The organism is Aestuariirhabdus litorea (genome assembly GCF_003864255.1).
Taxonomy (GTDB): domain Bacteria; phylum Pseudomonadota; class Gammaproteobacteria; order Pseudomonadales; family Aestuariirhabdaceae; genus Aestuariirhabdus; species Aestuariirhabdus litorea.
The window spans coordinates 273,857-288,023 of record NZ_QWEZ01000002.1 but is presented as its reverse complement, the minus strand read 5'-3'; the positions used below and the strand labels follow the sequence as shown (position 1 = coordinate 288,023).

Here is a 14,167-nt window from a genome sequence, read left to right as displayed (position 1 = left end):
GGTAGCCTGTTATTGTTTTTCGCTATTCTGTGACAGACTAACCGCTGCCGCGATAGTAAAAATAGCCTAACGAGAGGACCTCTGTGCACAACCCCCTGCTGGACCCACTGATTGGACGCCTCTATCGTGAAACTTCACGGATCGCGCTGGATCACTACCGGCGCTGGGCACTGGAACAGCTTCAGGAGGTGGTGGCCTTTGATGGCGCGCTCTGGAGCAGTGGCCATATCAGTACCATGCGGTTTCACACCAATACCCTACTGGGGGTACCACCGGCGTTGGCTGAGGAGCTGTTGACGCTAAGGGCCATCAACCCCCTGACGGACCGGCTGCAGGCCTCTCCCGGTGAACCCATCGATATGGCAGAGGTAGTCGATGATGAGCGCTTTTATCGATCGGAGATCTATTTGCGCTGTTTTAAGCCCAAGGGCATCGAACGCATCCTGAGTTCACTGCACCTGGATGAACGCAGCGGCCTGACGACCCTGTTGACTCTCTATCGTTTTTCACGACAGAACCCCTTTAGCCTGGCCGATAAACAGGTGCAGCGGCGCATGCTGTTCCACCTGCTCAATGCGGCTTCCCACAACTGTTTGCTGCACCTCGATCGCCACCAACCGGCCAACCCTGGCAGCGTAACGGCCCTTTGCGACCGGCACGGCATCTACCATGAGGTGCAGCAGGATTTTCTCGATTGCATGGAGCAGTGCTTTCCCGGCAAGGCCGCCAGTCGCTTACCTTTTGAGATTGACCGGGGGGAGGTGGAGCTGGCTCAACAGGGCTACTGCCTCCAGCGGGAACCGATTGGAGAGCTGTTCTGTATCGATGTCTGGCCGCGCGGTCCGCTGGATGGCTTAACCCTGCGGGAACGCCAGGTGGTGGATGCCATCTGCCGTGGGCAAACCTTCAAGGCGTCTGCCCGGGAGTTGGGGTTGTCCCCCTCAACGATCTCCAACCACCTGTATCGTATCTACCACAAGCTCGGGGTGGCCAGCCGCCATGAGCTGGCTACCCTGATGGCGGAGCGCACCAGTTAGAGGGCGTTCACCAGCTCGGAGGGCTCGACCCGCCGGGTGTAATCGGCATTCACAAAGGCGTAGCTGATCACCCCGTCACGGTTCACGACGTAGCTGGCAGGTACCGGCAGCTTGAAACTGCTGTCCCCGTTGTGGGCCACCACATCAATACCGAACTTGTCGTAAATGGCGCGGATGCTATCGGGCAGCTCGAACACTAACCCGAACTGCTCGGCTGCCCGATTGCCAACATCGCAGAGCACCTCAAAAGCGAGGGCGTTCTTCTCGGCAGTGGATAGCGATTGGTCCGGTGTTTGCGGGGAGATAGCCACCAGTTGGGCTCCCCTGGCCAGAATCTCGGGCAGTGCGGATTGCAGTGCGGCCAGCTCCAGGTTGCAGTAGGGGCACCAGCCACCGCGGTAGAAATTGATCACCAGTGGGCCTTGTTGCAGCAGGTCGTAGAGCCGGACCTGCTCGCCGCGGGCGTTAGGCAGGGTGATGTCGGGCAGGGAGTCTCCCCTGTTCAGGGCCTGCTGCTCTATGCCGGTGGCCACCAGGGCGCGGGTGGCCTCCTCCATCTGCTGCAGGAGTTCGGCAGGTACCTTCTGTTGTTTCTGGACGTCATAGGCCGCGATCTGATCAGTTAGGGTGGTCATTAGGGTATTTCCGCAGGTTGTTGAATGAATATTCCATTACACCTTATCGATTATGGATCGAACATTCAACAAACTTGTTATACACTGGCGCCATAGTCGATGACCCTCTGGAGAGGCCCATGGCGCGTCCAATCGAATTTGACCGGGAGCGGGTGCTGGAGCAGGCGATGGTCTGCTTCTGGCGCAGTGGCTATGAGGCGACCTCAATTGCTGATCTGGTCGCTGCGACCCGGCTCAAACCCGGTAGCCTCTATGCTGCCTTCAAAAACAAGCAGAATCTCTTTTTGCTGACCCTCGAGCGCTACGCCCAGCAGAGCCTGAAACGCATCGAACAGCGCTTTACCGAGGCACCCGATGCCCTTACGGGGATCGAGCGCTTTATGCATCAGCTGGGGCAGGATTGCCGCAATGACGACGAGGGGAAGGGTTGCCTGCTGGTGAACAGCCTGCTGGAGTTTGCCTCCGCCGACCCTGAGGTGCACCAGCAGGTCCGCCTCTACCTCGACCGGGTCGAGTTGCTTCTGCGTGAGCAGGTGCAGCGCGCCATGGATGCGGGCCAGCTGGGGCCGGGGCGCACCGCCGCCGAGCGAGCCACCCTGCTGCTGGCGGGGGTCTGGGGTATGCGGGTGATGAGTGCCCGTCGCCCGGAGGCGCGCAGCTACGGCTGCGTGGCGGAGCAGTTGCTGGAGGCTATTCGCTAGCGAACTGCGCCTGCAACTCCTCGATCCGCTCCTGTAGCTCCAGCCACTGCTCTTCGCACGTCTCGCAGGCAGTGCGATTCTCGGCCTGCTGCGCCAGTGCCTGTTTCAGGGTATCCCGCTGCCCCTCCTCGTAGATTGAGCTGTCACTCAGTTGCTCCTCCAGATTCGCCGCTTGCTGGTGGAGTGTGTCGAGCTGTTGCTCAAGCTTCTGCAACTGGTTGCGCAGGGGGCTCAGCTGTTTGCGCTGCTCGGCCTGGCGGCGCTTCAACTCCTTGCGGTCGACAGGCGCCTGGCCGGCGGGCGCGGCGGCGGGACGATTCTCCTCCCGCTTTTGCTGGGCCAGCCATTCGGCGTACTGGTCCAGGTCCTCTTCGTAGGGTTGGGCCACCCCCTCACTCACCAGCCACAGTTCGTCGGTGGTGTTGCGAATCAGGTGACGGTCGTGGGAAACCAGTACCATCGCGCCCTGATGCTCCTGCAGGGCCAGGGTCAGGGCGTGGCGCATCTCCAGATCGAGGTGGTTGGTGGGCTCATCCAGAAGCAACAGGTTGGGCTTTTGCCAGGCGATGATGGCCAGCGCCAGGCGCGCTTTCTCACCCCCTGAAAAATGCCGGATCGTATCGCTGGCCTGATCGCCGCGGAAATTGAAACCGCCGAGGAAATCCCGCAGCTCCTGTTCGCGGGCATCGGGTGAGATCCGCTGCAGGTGCAGCAGCGGGCTGGCTTCATCATCCAGACTGTCGATCTGGTGCTGGGCAAAGTAGCCGATGCGCAGGTGTTCACCACCGCTGCGCTCACCGCTGAGGAGCGGCAGCTGACCCGCCAGGGATTTGATCAGGGTGGATTTGCCCGCCCCGTTGGGGCCCAGCAGGCCGATGGCGCTTCCCGGGTGGATACTGAGATTAATGTTATTAAGGATCGGCTTGCCCGCGTAGCCGAGCGAGGCTCGATCGAGAGTGATCAGGGTCGAGGAGATCTTGTCGGCGGGGGGGAAGCTGAAACTGAAGGGGGAGTCGACATGGGCCGGAGCGATCTCCTCCATGCGTGCCAGGGCCTTGATCCGGCTCTGCGCCTGGCGGGCCTTGGTGGCCTGGGCGCGGAAGCGGCGAATATAGCTCTCGATATGGGCCCGTTGCTGCTGCTGTTTCTCGAAGTTGGCCTGTTGCTGGGCCAGCTGCTCGCCACGCAAGCGCTCGAAAGCGCTGTAGTTGCCACGGTAGAAGTTGAGGGTACGGCGCTCGATATGGGCAATATGGTCGGTGACCGCGTCGAGGAAGTCGCGGTCGTGGGAGATCACCAGCAGGGTACCCGGATACTGCTTGAGCCACTGCTCGAGCCACAGGATGGCATCGAGGTCGAGGTGGTTGGTGGGCTCGTCTAGCAGCAACAGGCGCGAGCGGCACATCAGGGTTCGCGCAAGATTTAGGCGCATGCGCCAGCCGCCGGAGAACTCACGCACGCTGCGGTCGAGGCTCTCATTGGCAAAGCCGAGGCCGCTCAGCAGTTTGCTGGCACGGGTGGTGGCGTTGTAGCCATCAATGGCCGCCAACTGCTCGTGCAGGGGGGCGATGCGGTCACTGAGGTGCTTCGCCTCCGCCTCCGCCAGCTGGCGCTCAATGTCGCGCAGCGGCGTATCGCCGTCGATCACGTAATCCAGGGCCGAGCGATCGAGGGCCTCAATCTCCTGCGCCATATGGGCGATATCCGTTGCCGGAGGAACCCGCAGTTCGCCGCCATCCAGGTGCAGCTCCCCGCGTAACAGCGCGAACAGCGATGACTTGCCGCAGCCGTTGGCGCCCACCAGGCCGACGTGCTGGCCGTGATGAATGGTCAGTGAGGCCGATTCGAGCAGGGGTTTTCCCCCTCGGAGCAGCTCGGCCTGTTGCAATCGAATCATCGTCTGGGTTCCAAGGGTTAACGGGCAGGGAGAGGGGCCCCGGGCGGAGCAATAGGGTGTTGAGGGGACTCCAACCCTGAGGGCCTTGTCCCTCGGTGGGTTTCAATCAGGGTGGGCTCTCAGCTAGCGCATTATACGGGCAAAGCGATCAATATCCAGTCGCGGGCAGGCACCCTGTACCCCACTAAACAGCCCTCTGGCGGGAGTGGCCGAGGTGGTTGATCCAGTCGATCAGGGGTTGCCACTCCTGCAGGTCTCGCTGGGTCTTGCGACCCTTTAGCTCGTGCAGACCTCTTCCCTGCTCCGCGGCGGCCAGATAGTTCTGGGTATCCCTCAAGGTGGTTAAAAAGGGGATCGACAGGCAGTTGAGAAACGCTTTCAGTTTTTCCTGGCTGAGGGTGTTGCGGCGGACGCGGTTGCCGACCACGCAGATACGGCCCGGGCGCTGCAAGTGCTCGGGGGTGAGCATGAGGGATTTGATGAAATCGGCCGCTGCCCGGATGTCGATCGCCGAAGGCAGGACCGGTACCAGAATGAGGTCTGCCTGCCGGACCAGTGGGCGCAGTTCCGCCAGCCTGATCGCCGCCGGTGAGTCCATGATCACCATGCGGCAGTCATCGGGCAGGCGCAGCTGCCAGCTGCGGGTTTGGTTGAGACTATGGGGTTGGCAGGCATCGATCCCGCGGATGGCGGGAAGCTCAGGAGGGCGCTGCTTCAGCCACCGTTGGCTGGAGCCCTGTGGGTCGTGGTCGTAGAGTACGATGGACTCCTGCTGCAGGGCAAAATAGGCGGCCAGGTTGGTGGCGATGGTGGTCTTACCGCTGCCGCCTTTAGCGTTGGCGATCAGTAGGCGCAGGGGGGGATGAAGCTTGTAACTCTGCATAAAGGGTCGCTATCTCCGGCGGGATTCTCCGTTTCCCTGACCCCAGTATGGGGGATGAAAGGGGCGATGGATAGAGGGTGATGCTGTGCTGTATTTGGGGACAAAGATTTGCGTTCATCGGCCATTTGGTCAATGATGCACCTCTTCTTGAGAACAGCCTTCCTTATTTAACCAACGGATAGAGACTGATGAAATTAAAAAGCTTTGCTGCAGCTATTGCCCTGACGGCCGGGTTTTCCGGCGGCGCGATGGCCGCTGAACTCTCTACGGATGATCAGAAACTGAGCTATAGCCTGGGTGCCATCATGGGTGAGCGCCTGAAGGCTGATTTTGACACTATTGATGTCAAAGCGCTGGCCCAGGGGATTGAGGATGCCATTAACGGGGGCGAGATGTCGTTGACCCGTGAGCAGATGATTGCCTCCATTCAGCAGGCCCAGATGCAGGCACAGGAGCGAGCCCAGCAGCTCCAGCAGGAGATGGCACAGAAGAACCTGGAAGCAGGTAATGAGTTCCTGACGTCCAATGGCAGCAATAAGGATGTGACCACCACTGAGACAGGCCTGCAATATAAGGTGCTGACCAAAGGCGATGGCGAAATGCCGGGTACCGATAGCCAGGTCACCGTTCACTATGAAGGGCGCTTGCTGGACGGCACTGTGTTTGATAGCTCCTATGAGCGTGGTGAAACCACCCAGTTCGGAGTCACCCAGGTCATTCCCGGCTGGACAGAAGCCCTGCAGCTGATGCCCAAGGGGTCGATCTGGGAGGTGTACATTCCCCCGCAGCTGGCCTATGGTCCTGGTGGTATCCCTGGCAAGATCGGCCCCAATGAGGTGCTGGTATTCAAGGTTGAGCTGATCGACTTTGAATAAGATGACCGGTGGATAAAAAAAGAGGCCTTAGGCCTCTTTTTTTATGTACAGGATGTGCGGGCCTATTGCTGTGCTCCTGCACAACAGGCACTCCTGACGCCCCAGTCAGTCGTATGCCACGGGGCCAGGGATGCCTACATGGATGTAGGTAGATCGCGAGAGGCAAGGATGCCGGTAGCGATCGAAAGGATGTAGGTAGATCGCGAGAAGCGATCGAAGGGATGTACTGGTTGGCCGCTTACCAGCCCAGCAGGTAGCTGAATCCGTTTGAGCCCAGGGCGCGAACCTTGTTGGTGGTTGGATCCATAGAGAGGGCCAGGACGGAAACGCCGGTCGGTTGCCACCAGCCACGTTTCGACAGCTGCCATTGCTGTTGAATGGTTGCACTGTCCAGATCAAACAGGAACACCTCACCGCTGGCCGTACCCAGCAACAGCTGGTTGTCCTGATCAGTAAAGCGAGCTGTGGTGTAGGTGCTACCCCGTTGCATAAGGTCGTAATACCGGTTCAGTTCATGAAGCCGGTCGCCACTGTTGAGGTCCCAGATAACGGCGCGACCACTTTGGGCGGCGGTGAAGGCGTAACGCCCGTTGGGGGAAAGGGCGACGGTGACCAGCTTGTTCCCCAGATCCCAGTCCTGCAACAGCCGGGTGGTGTTGGTATCCCAGAGTTTGGCGTGGTAATCGTCGGAGCCGGTTAGGGCGAGGTTGCCATCAGGGGTGATATCAACGCTGTTAACAATATCATTGTGCAGCAGCGTTGAGAGCACGCCGCCCTCGCGGATATTGAACAGCACTGCCCGGCTATCCCGCAGGCCAAGCAGAGCCAGATCACCGCGCTCGGTTAACGCCAAGTCCCTAATTTCACCCGGTGCGCTCCAGAAACCCAGGGACTCGCCTGCAGTGGCGGACCAAAGCACGATGGTTCCCTGGCCATCGGCGGTGGCTGCTACCGAACCATCGTCGGCGATGTCGGTGGCCACGATCTCGCTTGCCTCACCCGCTTTGTGGTTCCAGTTGAAGAGGCGCTCACCCTGGTTAAGGTCCCACCAGCTGCCACCATGAAGAATAGAGCCGATAACACCATGGTCTCCCCTGTCTGAAAGGGCCGCACTATAGACTCCCTGGATGGCCAGCTCGGTACGGCTCTCTTCGGAGCTAAAACCGCAGCCTCCCGTAAAAAGGGCTGTGGTCAACAGGGCAGTGGTAGCCAGTCGAAAAGGGTATCGCACTCCGCGACGGATGGCAGGCATCGGGATTCCTATGGAGGGGGCCTGGTTTAGGAGGCCACCAGTTCCCGGTGGGCGTCGTGCAGGGTTTCGATGAGCTGGTCTTCAAGCGCAAAACGCTCCTCGAGCACCTCGCCAATGCGGGAGAGCTCGTTGGGCAGGTCAGAGGCCAACTGCTCACAGTGTTCGGTGGTGTCGTAGCGGTCGTTGAAGGCGACGCAGATCTGGGTGATCTGCTCAATACGGGGGTAGATGCGCTCAAGCAGGCGGATGCCTGCATCATCGTTGAACTCACGGGCCTCAGCGGCCAGCTGTTCGTAAACCTCGAAGTGGCCGGCCGAGGTATAGTCGAGCAGGATTTGGCAAAAGCGCTGGATACGCACAGGGGTCGGGGTGGAATCAGCATCCCTGAAGCCGTGGATTCCGTTAATGTCGCAGTAAAGAACGATCAGTTGCTGGCGCTCATTCAGCCAGCGGTCAATGATCTCGGATACTCCGCCCCAGCGTTCCTTGGCCGACTTGCAACGTTCCAGCATGGTTCTTCCCCTGGATAGTGTGAGAAAAAAAGGCGGGGTTCCTACCCCTTGACCTGCTAGGTTATGCGAGCGGCCGATGAGGGGCAAGTGCTAAAAGGTCTAATCGTTTGATCCAGCGGGTTGATTTGGTGATTTAATTTTTTTCAGGAAAAAAGACGATCCCGGGGCCGCGAGCGTAGCAGCTCGTAGAGGGAAAATAGGGCAAACCCGCTGAACGCGACCAGGGTCCATCCGGGAATACTCAGCCCCAGGAAAACCCATTGCACCTCGGCACAGTCGCCGGTCCCGCTGAGCATGAACTCAAGCACCTCGATCAGGGGGAAACTTTCCAGCATATACTCCAGCGGGGGCGCGCAGGCGGGAACCTCCTCGGGAGGCAAGCTCTGTAGCCAGAGCTGGCGGATTGCCAGCGCCATACCCCCCGCCGAAGTGAGCAGACTGATCAGGGCGTAGCGCTTATAACCTTTGCCCCCTGGGTTGTGGAGGGCAACGATAAGGAACAGAACCCCGAGGCTGATCACCACCAGGCGCTGCATGATGCACAAGGGGCAGGGCTCTAGCCCCAGCAGGTGCTCCATGACCAGCGCTGCCCCGATAAGGGCCGCACAACAGAGAGCGGCCAGCAGGTAGAGGGAGCGAGATGGAGGGATACTCATGCGTGGGGGTCTCCTGGTGGCAAGCCCCGCCAAAAAATCAAGGACAGGGGACAATGGTTAACGAACCATACTAAAGGCTATATATGTATAATTCAAAGGGGCTTAAGCGATAGAATAGGGGAAAAGGGAACTCGTTCTCGCAGTGCTTAGTTAATTGTTTACCGGAGTTATTGATGCGTTACCTCTCATCCTTATTACTACTGTTGCCACTTTGGCTGGCAGCATCGGCCTGGGCCGAAGAGGAGGGCAGCGCCCCGGCCAAAGAACCCGCCCAATACATTACGCTCAAGCCCTCCTTTGTCGCGAGCCTGGGTACACGATCCTACCTGAAGGCGGATGTTTCACTGCGTGCCCGGGGGGATGTGGCGGTTAAACAGATTGAACACCATATGCCGCTGCTGCGTGACGGCCTGGTACTCCTTTTCAGTGCCCAGAAATTTGCCGATGTGGAGGGAGCCGAGGGGCGGGAGCAGCTGCGCCAAAATGCCCTGGTTGTCCTGCAGGAGCGCCTCACTGCAGAGACCGGCAAGCCCCTGGTGGAGGACCTGTTGTTCACCAGCTTTGTGATTCAGCGCTGACCCGGGTTCTTGGGTTTTACCCGGGCTCGGTCTGGTCCGGATCGAAGAGCAGGCGCGATGCCAGGCTTTGCAGTTGCGGGTAGAGCTTAAGAAATTCCCTGTCCAGCGCCTGGTAATGGGTCTCAAGGGGCGTGATCAGGGCGACCAGCCGATCCCCCTCCCGCAGGCGCAGCGCGGTTCGGTTGATGGCGAGTGAGAGCGTTTCCCGGTGGTAGTAGCTATGCAGGATTTGGTGCTCCTGCATCCGCTCGGCAAAGTGCCGTGCCCGCTCGGGCATCAGGGGTTTGTGGGCGAGCAGCTCCCGGTAGCTACGCTCGCAAAAGTCGTTGAAGTCAATGGCGTAGAAGCGTTCCCAGTGGCGGGCCAGCAGGTGGTCGAAGAGAATATCGATGGCAATACCGCTGTAGCGGCGGTGCTGCTTCCCCAGTAGCAGGCGACAACGGGTGAACTGATCATCCTGGTCGCTGTGGGCGTCAATGGCGCGGTGCTGTCGGATACCGGCCTCGATCCCCGCATCGTACTCACCCCGCAGGGGGCCTTTGACAAAGTCCCCCAGAAAGGCGCCGATGCGATGTTTTTCCTGCGCCCCGGCCAAGGCCAGGTGAGCCAGGTAGTTCATGGAGCGGCCGGCTCAGGTCTGCGCAAAGTAGTGCTCGAGGTAGGTATCAAAATCGATGCTGTCCTGCTCCTCTATCACCCGTTGCTCCTCCAGTGACTGCTCGGCCATCCGCTCCAGCTCCGCTCGCTGCGCCTCATCCAGGTGGCACTGGCTAAAACTGGCTCGATGCTCGAGTGCGCTTTCGATACCAAATTCGATAAAGCTCTGCGAGCGGTTTTGCAAATGCGCCAGCACCTGGGCCGATGGGGTCAGGCTGGGGTCCTCGACCTTGGCTTTTTCGGCCATCAGGCTGGCGCTGAAGGCCCGGGTGTTGTTGGCTTCGTCAAGCAGCCCGGCGGCACCGGCGACCTGTTCGATCACGCGCAGGGCCCAGGCCTTGACCTCAATCGGTTGACCTTGGCGACTGAGGGTCAGGCCGGGGCGGCGTCCCTCGTTGATCACCCGTGAGTAGTTACGGTCCAGCTCGATGCACTCCTCATCGTCGATCAGGGGACTGTCGGCGAGGGCGCAGAAGAGCAGGAAGGCATCCAGGAAATGGCACTGCTCGACCGAGATACCCAGGGCAGAAAAGGGGTTGAGGTCGAGACAGCGCACCTCAATGTACTCGACCCCGCGGGCGGTGAGGGCGCAGACCGGCTTTTCACCGGACTGGGTCACGCGTTTGGGTCGAATACTGCTGTAGTACTCGTTCTCGATCTGCAGCAGGTTGGTGTTGAGTTGCCGATAGTGGCCCTCATTATCCTTGAGACCAATCTTCTGGTAGGGGGCATAGGGGGTACTGATCGCTTCCCGCAGGGTTGCGGTGTAGGTTTCCAGGCCATTGAAGCAGACCTTCAGGCTCGACTGAGCGTTGCTCTGGTAGCCGAGGTCGCTCATGCGCAGCGACGTGGCCCAGGGGCGGTAGAGGGTATCCGCGTCCAGGCTCTCAAGGTCGTTGGGGCGCGCTTCGAGAAAGCTGCGACTGAGGGCGGGTGAGGCGCCGAAGAGGTAGATCAGCAGCCAGCTGTAGCGGCGGAAGTTGCGAATCAGGCGGAAATAGCCGCGGGACTGATACGTCTGCAGCGAGCCCTGCTCACCCCTGTGCTGTTGCAGCAAGCGCCAGAAGCCCTCAGGCAGGGAGAAGTTGTAGTGAATGCCGGCGATGGTTTGCATCGCCTTGTTGTAACGGTTGGCCAGTCCCTCGCGGTAGACATACTTCATGCGCCCGACATTGGAGGTTCCGTAATAGGCGATCGGAATATTCGACTCCCCCTCGAGCCGACAGGGCATGCTGTTGACCCACAGCATCTCATCGCCGATATGGCGATAGGTATAGCAGTGCAGCTGGCGCAGATGCTCCAGAGCCTGATCGGCGCGTTCGTAGACCGGGGTGATGAACTCCAGCAGCGCTTCGGAGTAGTCGGTGGTGATGCTGGGGTGGGTCAGGGTTGAGCCCAGCGCGCGGGGGTGAGGCGTTTGCGCGAGGGACGCCTGTGCCGTTGCCCGCAGGCTCTCTTTTTCGATGCCGTGCAGGATGTGGGTCAGCTGCTCACGGGCTTCAGGTTGACGGAACAGGTGCAGAATCTGCTGCGATAGCTGGGGCAAGGCGGTGATCCTCGTGAAGGCTCTGGATAGTATGGGTGAAGCGCGGTCTTGAGGCTAACTCTTGCGACTGCGCTTGAGGTCCTGCTGGGTGATAAGGGCAAAGGTGGCGCTGGCTTTGGCGACCAACTGGCCATCCTGCTCGATACGGGCTTCAAGGAGTGCCGTTCGAGACCCCAAATGGAGCACCTCACTGTAGCAATCGACGGTGCCCTCGTGCACGGCGCGGGTGTAGTTGATTTTGCTCTCCAGGGTGGCGGTCGATAACCCCTCAGGGGTGCGGGAGAAGAGGGCAACCCCCATGGCCGCATCCACCAATGAGAACAGCGCACCACCGTGGGTAACGCCGTTAAAGTTGCGGGTAAAGGGCGCCGTACTGAGCTGCAGGTGGGCGCGTCCTTCCCCCACGCTGCAGTAGCGGATACCCAGGTGCTGGCTAAAGGGGCTGCCAGCGATTTCACCGCTTTCCAGTTGTTGCCGCATCAAAGTGCTCACGCGAACCACTCCTGTTGGTTGATGCGCCCATCATACGACCGGGGGGCGGCAGTGCCCAGTCCCGGTTAACGCTTTTTCAGGTGTTTGGCGTTGGCAAACAGCTGGGCAAAGGTGCCATTGCTGTTGCCGCCCTGTTTGGCGGAGGCACCCTGGCGCGGCGCACGCTGTGAACCTCGTGGGGCGTCAGCAGCGGGCTTGCGCGCGCTCCGGGCTCCCACCTCGTCGTCCATGCGCATGGAGAGGGCAATTCGTTGGCGCGCCACATCGACCTCAATCACCTTCACCTTGACGATATCCCCAGCCTTGACCACTTCGCGGGGATCCTTGACAAACTGGTGGGAGAGGGCAGAGATGTGCACCAGGCCATCCTGATGGACGCCGATATCGACAAAGGCACCAAAGTTGGTGACGTTGGTGACGGTGCCCTCCAGCACCATCGCTTCGCGCAGGTCGGAGACCTTCTCCACCCCCTCCTGCAATTTGGCGGTCTTGAACTCGGGTCGCGGGTCGCGGCCGGGCTTGTCCAGCTCCTGGATAATATCCTTGACGGTGGGCAGGCCGAACTGCTCATCAGCGTACTGGCTGGCGTTGAGGCTGCGCAGGAAGGCGCTGTCGCCGATCAGGCCCCGCACCTCACGGGCGTTCTGGTTGGCGATGCGCTCCACCAGCGGGTAGGCCTCGGGGTGTACCGCTGAGGTATCGAGGGGGTTGTCGCCATTAGCGATGCGCAGGAATCCTGCCGCCAGTTCAAAGGTCTTGGCACCGAAGCGGGGGACAGACATCAGCGCCGCCCGACTGCGGAAGGGACCGTTTTGGTCGCGGAATTCGACGATGTTGTTGGCCAGGGTCTGGTTGAGACCGGAGACCCGTGCCAGCAGTGGTGCGGAGGCGGTGTTGACCTCAACTCCGACCGCGTTCACACAGTCCTCCACCACCGCGCCCAGGGAGCGGGCCAGCTGGCTCTGGGAGACATCGTGCTGGTACTGGCCAACGCCAATCGACTTGGGTTCGATCTTGACCAGCTCAGCAAGAGGGTCCTGCAGGCGGCGAGCGATGGAGATGGCGCCGCGGATGGTGACATCCAGATTGGGGAATTCGCGGGCCGCAAACTCGGAGGCGGAGTAGATGGAGGCGCCGGACTCATTGACGATCACCTTCTGTACCTTGAGTTCGGGGTGCGATTTGATCATATCACCGACGAACTTGTCGGTTTCTCGGCTGGCGGTGCCGTTACCGATCGCAATCAGCGCCACGTCGTACTTTTTGCACAGGGCCACCAGCACCGCTTCGGCTTCGGCGATGCGGTTCTGTGGCGGGGTCGGGAAGATCGCCCCGTGGTCGAGCACCTTGCCGGTGGCGTCCACCACGGCCACCTTGACGCCGGTTCGCAGGCCGGGGTCGAGACCGATGGTGGCGCGCTGCCCGGCGGGGGCCGCCAGCAGCAGATCCTTGAGGTTGCTGGCGAACACCTTGATCGCCTCCTCCTCGGCGGCTTCTCGCACCTCACCCAACAGGTCGGTTTCAAGGTGGGTCAGCAGTTTGACCCGCCAGGTCCAGCGCACCACTTCCCGCAGCCAGCCATCAGCCGCACGCCCCTGGTCGCTGACCTGCCAGTGCTCGGCCACCATCTGCTCGCAGGGGTGGGTGGCGCTGCGGTCGGACTCGGTGCCCATGGTCAGGGCAATGGTGAGAATGCCTTCATTGCGGCCGCGAAAGATCGCCAGGGCGCGGTGCGAGGGGATCCCCTTGAGGGGCTCGTCGTGTTCGAAGTAGTCGCGGAACTTGGCCCCCTCCTGTTCCTTGCCCGCCACCAGGCGTGCGCTGACGGTGGCTTCCTGCTTGAGGAACTGGCGCAGTTTGCCGAGCAGTTCGGCATCTTCGGAAAAGCGCTCCATCAGGATCTGCTTGGCGCCATCGAGGGCGCTCTTACTGTCGGTGATGCCCGCATCCGTGTTGAGGTAGTCGGCGGCGCTCTGCTCGGGGTCCAGGGTGGGGTCGGCCAGCAGGGCATCGGCCAGCGGCTCCAGGCCCGCCTCGCGGGCGATCTGGGCCTTGGTGCGGCGTTTGGGCTTGTAGGGCAGGTAAAGGTCTTCGAGACGGTTCTTGGTGTCCGCGGCCTTGATGTCGGCTTCCAGTTGCGGGGTCAGCTTCTCCTGCTCGGCGATGCTTTTGAGGATGGACTCGCGGCGTTCCTCAAGCTCGCGCAGGTAACGCAGGCGATCTTCCAGGGTCCGCAGCTGGGTGTCATCCAGCTCGCCGGTGACCTCCTTACGGTAACGGGCGATAAAGGGCACAGTGGCCCCCTCGTCAAGCAGCTGGACGGCGGCATTGACCTGCTGGGGGCGGACGTTGAGCTCTTCGGCGATGCGTTGGTGAATGCTTTGCATAGTCGGGTCGGGAGTTCCTGAGAGGGTCATGGGGACAATCAAAAAAGGGGGCCGAAGCC

The 14,167-nt window shown here is 60.7% G+C and carries 14 protein-coding genes; 4 read left to right on the top strand and 10 right to left on the bottom strand.

From position 1 onward, the window contains the following. Positions 1–83: 83 nt before the first annotated feature. Positions 84–1,037, top strand: a complete 954-nt coding sequence (locus D0544_RS11360) for a response regulator transcription factor (RefSeq protein ID WP_125016225.1) — start codon at positions 84–86, stop codon at positions 1,035–1,037. Here D0544_RS11360 and D0544_RS11355 read toward each other — a convergent pair. Further along, the gene (locus D0544_RS11355; protein ID WP_125016223.1) at positions 1,034–1,672 is read right to left on the bottom strand and encodes a peroxiredoxin-like family protein; all 639 of its coding nucleotides are present in this window, start codon (positions 1,670–1,672) and stop codon (positions 1,034–1,036) included. The two genes, D0544_RS11360 and D0544_RS11355, sit on opposite strands and share 4 nt — an antisense overlap. Before the next feature lie 119 nt (positions 1,673–1,791). On the opposite strand from D0544_RS11355, the gene D0544_RS11350 reads away from it, so the two are divergent. Further along, complete coding sequence (locus tag D0544_RS11350) at positions 1,792–2,373, top strand: TetR/AcrR family transcriptional regulator (protein ID WP_125016221.1); 582 nt, start codon at positions 1,792–1,794, stop codon at positions 2,371–2,373. Here the strand turns inward: D0544_RS11350 and D0544_RS11345 are convergent. Both D0544_RS11345 and D0544_RS11340 read right to left on the bottom strand, forming a co-directional pair. Continuing rightward, positions 2,363–4,270, bottom strand: coding sequence for an ATP-binding cassette domain-containing protein (locus D0544_RS11345; protein WP_125016219.1), 1,908 nt, complete (start codon positions 4,268–4,270; stop codon positions 2,363–2,365). The genes D0544_RS11350 and D0544_RS11345 overlap by 11 nt on opposite strands. A 184-nt stretch (positions 4,271–4,454) precedes the next feature. After that, positions 4,455–5,153 carry a ParA family protein gene (locus D0544_RS11340; protein WP_125016218.1) on the bottom strand — a complete coding sequence of 233 codons (699 nt, stop codon included), beginning with the start codon at positions 5,151–5,153 and terminating at the stop codon, positions 4,455–4,457. A gap of 188 nt (positions 5,154–5,341) precedes the next feature. Between D0544_RS11340 and bamJ the strand changes: the two genes are divergently transcribed. Further along, a complete protein-coding gene (gene bamJ / locus D0544_RS11335; RefSeq protein ID WP_243647325.1) occupies positions 5,342–6,028 on the top strand; it encodes a BamJ family beta-barrel-assembly machinery protein in 687 nt (228 codons plus the stop codon). Between the two features lie 238 nt (positions 6,029–6,266). Here the strand turns inward: bamJ and D0544_RS11330 are convergent, their stop codons facing one another. From D0544_RS11330 to D0544_RS11320, 3 genes are all read right to left on the bottom strand, one after another. Continuing rightward, complete coding sequence (locus D0544_RS11330) at positions 6,267–7,280, bottom strand: WD40 repeat domain-containing protein (protein WP_125016216.1); 1,014 nt, start codon at positions 7,278–7,280, stop codon at positions 6,267–6,269. 26 nt (positions 7,281–7,306) lie between these two features. Then, on the bottom strand, positions 7,307–7,792 hold the full coding sequence (gene rsd / locus D0544_RS11325; RefSeq protein ID WP_125016214.1) for a sigma D regulator: 486 nt from the start codon (positions 7,790–7,792) through the stop codon (positions 7,307–7,309). A gap of 143 nt (positions 7,793–7,935) precedes the next feature. After that, positions 7,936–8,448 (bottom strand): disulfide bond formation protein B, encoded by a 513-nt coding sequence (locus D0544_RS11320; protein WP_125016212.1) that lies wholly within the window; start codon positions 8,446–8,448, stop codon positions 7,936–7,938. 173 nt (positions 8,449–8,621) lie between these two features. Between D0544_RS11320 and D0544_RS11315 the strand changes: the two genes are divergently transcribed. Further along, the gene (locus D0544_RS11315; RefSeq protein ID WP_125016211.1) at positions 8,622–9,026 is read left to right on the top strand and encodes a flagellar basal body-associated FliL family protein; all 405 of its coding nucleotides are present in this window, start codon (positions 8,622–8,624) and stop codon (positions 9,024–9,026) included. A gap of 16 nt (positions 9,027–9,042) precedes the next feature. Here the strand turns inward: D0544_RS11315 and D0544_RS11310 are convergent, their stop codons facing one another. From D0544_RS11310 to D0544_RS11295, 4 genes are all read right to left on the bottom strand, one after another. Further along, on the bottom strand, positions 9,043–9,645 hold the full coding sequence (locus D0544_RS11310) for an acyl carrier protein phosphodiesterase (protein ID WP_125016209.1): 603 nt from the start codon (positions 9,643–9,645) through the stop codon (positions 9,043–9,045). 12 nt (positions 9,646–9,657) lie between these two features. Next, the gene (gene gshA / locus D0544_RS11305) at positions 9,658–11,229 is read right to left on the bottom strand and encodes a glutamate--cysteine ligase (RefSeq protein ID WP_125016207.1); all 1,572 of its coding nucleotides are present in this window, start codon (positions 11,227–11,229) and stop codon (positions 9,658–9,660) included. Between the two features lie 54 nt (positions 11,230–11,283). Next, positions 11,284–11,721, bottom strand: coding sequence for a PaaI family thioesterase (locus D0544_RS11300; protein ID WP_207905863.1), 438 nt, complete (start codon positions 11,719–11,721; stop codon positions 11,284–11,286). Between the two features lie 65 nt (positions 11,722–11,786). Next, positions 11,787–14,108 (bottom strand): Tex family protein, encoded by a 2,322-nt coding sequence (locus D0544_RS11295; RefSeq protein ID WP_125016205.1) that lies wholly within the window; start codon positions 14,106–14,108, stop codon positions 11,787–11,789. Between the last annotated feature and the right edge of the window lie 59 nt (positions 14,109–14,167).